Source organism: Acidiphilium sp. PA (assembly GCF_026191915.1).
GTDB lineage: Bacteria > Pseudomonadota > Alphaproteobacteria > Acetobacterales > Acetobacteraceae > Acidiphilium.
Map to the genome: position 1 here is coordinate 1 of NZ_JAIMBY010000058.1, position 5664 is coordinate 5664.

Below are 5664 nucleotides of genomic sequence, written 5' to 3' on the forward strand. Positions count from 1 at the left end.
GCTCGGATAGCGCAGCTTGCTGCGATCATACCGGGCGCGGTTCTCGTTCGTCCACATCAGGCCGCTCCTGCGAATCGGGCCGCCGCTATGGAATCACAAGTGACTCCAAAGATTCAAGATGTTCCCGGATGGACTCTCAGATCGAGACCTTTTTCATCGAGAATATCCTGAAATTGTTGAGCGCGCCTACTGATGCTCAAGTGAATCTCCTATTTTTGCGATTTAGAGTTTTGAGTTAGAATCATTTATTATGGAAAGTGGTAGGAAGTCGCACTGGTCGAGAGGGCCGGCCCGGCACGCAACAAGCGCTGGCGAGTACTTTGCCGAGGAACAGACGCTGATCATGCGATCAGGCCTGTCCATGGGTGCCGAGGTCCTGCAACGTTCTGACCGGAGGTTGGACGTGTTCCATGGCTCGCGCAAGGTCGTAATTCGCCTGCAACGCTACCCAGAACCGGGCCGTGCTGACCCCGGCCTGCTCCAGCCTGATCGCCAGATCAGGGCTGATCCCTGCCCGACCGTTCAGTACGCGAGAGAACGCAACCCGCGACATGCCCAATCGTTCCGCAGCCTCCTTCACAGGCAAGCCAAGCGGCACGAGCACGTCCTCTTTCAACATTTCGCCAGGATGCGGCGGATTCTTCATCATGAGTCGCCTCCTCTAATGGTAGTCCAGATAGTCGACCAGCTCGACATCGGGTCCGGTGAAACGAAAGGTCACGCGCCAGTTGCCGTTGACACAGATCGACCAGTAGCCACGCAACTGCCCCTTGAGGGGGTGAAGCCGAAACGCCGGCAGATTGAGTTCTTCGGCCGTTGCGGCGGCATCGAGGGCAGCCAGAATTCGCGCCAATTTCGGTGCGTGGGTTGGCTGGATCCCACGAAGCGACTCAGTGCGGTAGAATTCTTCGAGCCCCTTATGTCGAAACCCGACGATCATAAATCATAGTATCGTGTATCGTTGCGCGTTTCAATAGTGCAAATTACGTGGTGGACCTACGGGTGTCAGAAGTGGTCACTGAGCGATCCGAGCCCGATTGATCGTCTGTCGGCTCGTACCAAACTCACGGGCAACAGCCGAGATCGAGGCTCCGGCCTCCAGGCAGGCGATGACTTGCTGCTTCTCGGCATCAGATAGGGCCGCTGGACGTCCGAGCGCTTTGCCTTCGGCGCGTGCCCGGCTTAATCCGGCCTGTGTGCGCTCGACCAGCAGATCGCGTTCGAATTCGGCGACGGCCGCGATCACCTGCATCGTCATCCGACCGGCCGAGCTGGTCAGATCGACTCCACCCAAGGCGAGGCAGTGAACCCGGACGCCGATCGCCGCCAGCGCATCGACGGTGCTCCGAACATCCATGGCATTGCGGCCGAGGCGATCGAGCTTGGTGACGACCAGAACATCATCGGCTTCCAATCGATCGACCAGGCGCCGGAACGCCGGTCGCTGCATCGCCGGTGCGCTGCCGGAGATGGTTTCGGTAATAATCCGGCTCGACTGGACGGCGAAGCCGGCGGCTTTCACCTCGCCAACTTGGTTCTCGGTGGTTTGACCGATGGTGGAGACACGGGTGTAGAGGAAAGTGCGGGCCATGGGGTCGTCAGATCGTCCGAAATGGGTGCTCAATAGTTACCTATGCGCTAAACCACGTCAACCCTATATTCTGAGCAGGTAATTTCTGGGTGTCCGAATACGATCGATTCTGCGCAGGTCGCGCCACGCAGTTGGTTATGATTTGCAGGGTGGCGGCGGGGATCGCCCGTGTCGCAGCTTATGTTGCGAGTGGTTTCCCACGTGCGACAAATATGTGCGACGGCAAAAAGCCTTGTGGTCCCTCGATTGACGTCATGGCGCGTGATCTACAAATCACGCGACAGTCAGGACCGCATGGTGAAAAGCGGGCTGACCCTTCTGAAGAAAGATTCGACGAAGACGACGCTGGTCCAACATTTCCAACCCTCGCGACATATCGAGGATTCCGTATTCAGCGCTCGTTCCGCCGAAGATCGGAGGTTCAGTTCACCGCTGCGACCCTATGATTTGTGAACCTCAATGGTCAGATGCGACAGGGCTTTGAATTTGCCAAGGCGCTCGCGGTAGTGGGGGGCAGTGCGGCCGCTTGAGGTCGTTACAGAGAGAATAGCTCCCAGATGGCCGGGACCGAGCCGCCAGAGATGCAGATCGGCCAGTTCGTCGCCGTCGCGCTCGATCGCGTCGCGCAGTTTCCTTTCCATGTCCTTGTCCGGTGTCATATCCAGCAAGATGCCGCCCGTGTCGCGGATCAGTCCCAAGGCCCAACTCGCGATGACAACCGCGCCAACAATGCCGACCATTGGGTCCATCCATAGCCAGCCGAAGGCGCGGGCCAGTACCAGCCCAACGATCACCAGCGCGGAAACCGCCGCGTCCGCCGCGACGTGCACCACGGCCGCCCGCATATTGTTGTCACGCCCGGCGGCACCGCTGGCGTGCTCATGCTCCTCGAACGCGACTTGGTAGGATTGACCGGAGAGTTTGACGTCGGCCGTGAATTCGTGTGGTTCTGGAATCTCATCAATAGACTCCAGATAGCCATCGCACGCCACAAAGGCGAAGCGTTGGCGGGTGCCATCGGGCCGGGCGGTCTCGATCATGGCGGCGTCGGCAGGAATATTGAGCCCTTGTGGGGCATGCAGGCGGAAACGCGGTGGCACGCCATCCTCGAAAACCTCCAGACGAACCTCGCCGGACTTTGTCTGGATAATGCGCTCATCATCATGGTCATGATGCGCATGGGCGTGATCATGTCCATGGCCGTGGCTGTGCCCATGGTCATGGCCACCGGACAGCAGAAAGGCGCTGACGATGTTCACGACAAGCCCGAGGCAGGCAATGGGAATTGCCTCTGCAAAATGGATCGGCACCGGCGAGAGGAAGCGGCTAACCGCCTCGAAGCCGATCAGCAGCGCGATCATCGCTAGGATAATGGCGCTGGTAAAACCCGCGAGATCGCCCAGCTTGCCGGTCCCGAAGGAGAAGCGCGGATCGTTCGCGTGCCGGCGTGCGTACCGGTACGCAAGAGCGGCCAGTAGCATCGCACCGGCATGGGTGCTCATGTGCAATCCATCGGCCACAAGGGCGATGGAGCCATACAGCCAACCGCCGACAATCTCGGTCACCATCATCGCGCCGCAGATCCAGATCACCCACCAGGTGCGCCGTTCGCTGCGTTCGTGGTCTGCGCCGAGAAAGACGTGGCTATGACCGCGGACCTGTGACTGGGTATAATTCTCCATCATGGCCTCATTTCAGATAAGTACGGACGACTTCGAGCAGTTGCTCAACCGCATCCTCGTTCAGGGCGCCCGGGTGTTTTTCAACATCAACGAGATGGGTGAGGACGTGATCCTCGACGATCTGCGCCATGAGGCCGGCCGTGGCACCGCGCATCCCCGCCAGCAGATGCATCACCTTTTCGCAACTAGCCTCGGTTTCGAGGGCACGCTCGATGGCTTCGACCTGGCCGCGTATGCGGCGCACGCGCGCTAGGAGATGCTTCTTGTCACGGATAGTGTGGGTCATACAGTTTGTATAGCCTACCCCCCTATGCTATGAAAGAGGCACAATTAAGCTCTGTCTGGTACCATACTGATGATCGGATGGAGAACGCATTTGGAAGGCCGTTGGCCTCACTTGGGCATAAGGCTTTAATGCTGGCCGGATTGGCCTTCAGGCGCACATCGCGACGAGGTGTGCGCCTTAACCAGCAGGAGTGTCATACTTGAGCGAGACCATCAAAAACCCCAGCTTCCGCAGAGCCGCATCATGGGCCGGTGCGCTTAACTTGGCCTATTTTGGCATCGAGTTTGTCGTGGCGCTGACAATCGGCTCGGTCTCACTCTTTGCGGACAGTGTCGACTTCCTGGAAGACGCGTCGGTCAACCTGCTGATCGTGCTAGCCCTCGGCTGGAGCCTGCGCCAACGAGCGCGTTTGGGGATGGCGCTCGCTGGCATCCTGCTTCTGCCCGGCTTAGCCACGGTCTGGATGGCGTGGCACAAATTCCTTCACCCTTTGCCGCCCGCCCCCGCGCTGCTTTCCCTCACGGCGGCCGGAGCAATGTTGGTCAACACCGGATGCGCGATCATGTTGGCGCGCCATCGGGCTCACGGCGGCAGCCTGGCCAAGGCCGCCTATCTCTCGGCGCGCAATGACGTACTGGCCAATGTCGCGATCATTCTCGCTGGGCTGGTGATCGCCTATCTCTGGAGGTCAGCATGGCCGGATATTCTCGTCGGCCTTGGTATCGCCGCGATGAACGCCGACGCAGCCCGCGAGGTCTGGACAGCAGCCCGCGATGAGCACCGCGCCGTGGCATAGACCCGTTGCAAGAGGATGGCTCGTAGTTGTCGCGTATCTTAGGATTTACGCGACAATTCGGGGAGGGTAAACGGGGATATGCCTAAAGCCTCCTATCCCGGCCCCCTGATCGGCTATGCGCGCGTATCCACCCAGGGGCAGGACTTGGCGCAACAGCGCGCCCTGCTACGGGAGGCGGGCTGCGCCCGCATCTTCGAGAAAAAAGATCAGTGGAGCGAAACGCAACCGGCCGGAGCTGGAGAGGCTGCTCGATCATCTGCGGGCGGGCGACGTGGTGACGGTAACACGCCTCGATCGCCTCGCCCGGTCCACTCGCGACCTGCTGGAATCGCCGAGCGCATCAAGGAGGCCGGGGCCGGCCTGCGCTCGCTTGCCGAACCTTGGGCCGACACCACCACCCCGGCCGGGCGCATGGTGCTGACCGTGTTCGCCGGCATAGTCGATTTTGAGCGCTCCCTGATTGTGGAACGCACGAACACCGGCAGGATCGCCGCCAAGGCGCGCGGGGTGCGGTTCGGACCTCGCCCCTCCCTCTCGGCCGAGCAGATCGCACATGCCCGGCAGCTCACTGTGCAGGAAGGCAAACCCGTCGTCGAGGTCGCCCGCCTATTCCGGGTGCATCGGGCTACCCTCTATCGGGCGTTGGCGGCCGAAGATGTTTGATCGGGATGATTTTCCGAAAATCCTGAATTCTGCTGAAATTTCTCTGACAGGTACACGTCGATTCGCAACTGGTACCTAATCGCGCTCCGTGAATTCAACCACCCCATCGAGGATAGAGCCTTCAAGCCCTCCCATTTGTTAGCGCCCAATGACTGCTTGCCGGAAATGTTATCAACCCGTTGGCGTGGGATATTCCGCCCCCAGCAATCATGGATAACATGCTCCGAGATTAATTTGAGGTGGATCAGTTGGACACCAATTCGTGGAGTTGTATTGGCCGATGCAATATAACACCCCGTGGGGGAAAACCGGCGATGAGAAAAGCCACCATTTAGCGCATCATTGCGCGGATGTGGCCGCGTGTTTCGAAGCTATGATGAATTTGCCGGTTGTGCGTGCCCGAATGGAACGCGCGGCTGGCGGGTCGTTGTCGCCCATCCAGTTCGCACGCCTGGCCGTTCTGGTTTTTCTACACGACATCGGCAAACTGCATCCTGGTTTTCAGGCTAAGAGTCCATCCGGGAACATCTTGAATCTTTGGAGTCACTTGTGATTCCATAGCGGCGGCCCGATTCGCAGGAGCGGCCTGATGTGGACGAACGAGAACCGCGCCCGGTATGATCGCAGCAAGCTGCGCTATCCGAGC

At 59.6% G+C, this 5664-nt stretch carries 7 protein-coding genes and 1 pseudogene; 3 read left to right on the forward strand and 5 right to left on the reverse strand.

The genetic code is table 11. From position 1 onward, the window contains the following. Positions 1-349 precede the first annotated feature (349 nt). From AruPA_RS21180 to AruPA_RS21200, 5 genes are all read right to left on the reverse strand, one after another. Positions 350-649, reverse strand: coding sequence for a HigA family addiction module antitoxin (locus AruPA_RS21180; protein ID WP_265638718.1), 300 nt, complete (start codon positions 647-649; stop codon positions 350-352). A 12-nt stretch (positions 650-661) separates the two neighbouring features. Continuing rightward, on the reverse strand, positions 662-940 hold the full coding sequence (locus AruPA_RS21185; RefSeq protein WP_265638719.1) for a type II toxin-antitoxin system RelE/ParE family toxin: 279 nt from the start codon (positions 938-940) through the stop codon (positions 662-664). 75 nt (positions 941-1015) lie between these two features. Continuing rightward, positions 1016-1591 (reverse strand): recombinase family protein, encoded by a 576-nt coding sequence (locus AruPA_RS21190; RefSeq protein WP_265638720.1) that lies wholly within the window; start codon positions 1589-1591, stop codon positions 1016-1018. A gap of 440 nt (positions 1592-2031) precedes the next feature. Continuing rightward, positions 2032-3273 carry a CDF family Co(II)/Ni(II) efflux transporter DmeF gene (gene dmeF, locus AruPA_RS21195; protein ID WP_265638721.1) on the reverse strand — a complete coding sequence of 414 codons (1242 nt, stop codon included), beginning with the start codon at positions 3271-3273 and terminating at the stop codon, positions 2032-2034. A gap of 7 nt (positions 3274-3280) precedes the next feature. Then, a complete protein-coding gene (locus AruPA_RS21200; RefSeq protein WP_265638722.1) occupies positions 3281-3559 on the reverse strand; it encodes a metal/formaldehyde-sensitive transcriptional repressor in 279 nt (92 codons plus the stop codon). A gap of 199 nt (positions 3560-3758) precedes the next feature. Between AruPA_RS21200 and AruPA_RS21205 the strand changes: the two genes are divergently transcribed. The 3 genes and pseudogenes from AruPA_RS21205 (at position 3759) to AruPA_RS21215 (ending at position 5571) form a co-directional block, all read left to right on the forward strand. After that, entirely contained in the window at positions 3759-4355 is a 597-nt protein-coding gene (locus tag AruPA_RS21205; protein ID WP_265638723.1) for a cation transporter, read from the forward strand. Between the two features lie 78 nt (positions 4356-4433). Beyond that, positions 4434-5018: pseudogene (locus tag AruPA_RS21210) on the forward strand (recombinase family protein). Between the two features lie 280 nt (positions 5019-5298). Further along, the gene (locus AruPA_RS21215; RefSeq protein ID WP_265638724.1) at positions 5299-5571 is read left to right on the forward strand and encodes a CRISPR-associated endonuclease Cas3''; all 273 of its coding nucleotides are present in this window, start codon (positions 5299-5301) and stop codon (positions 5569-5571) included. Positions 5572-5664: the final 93 nt, after the last annotated feature.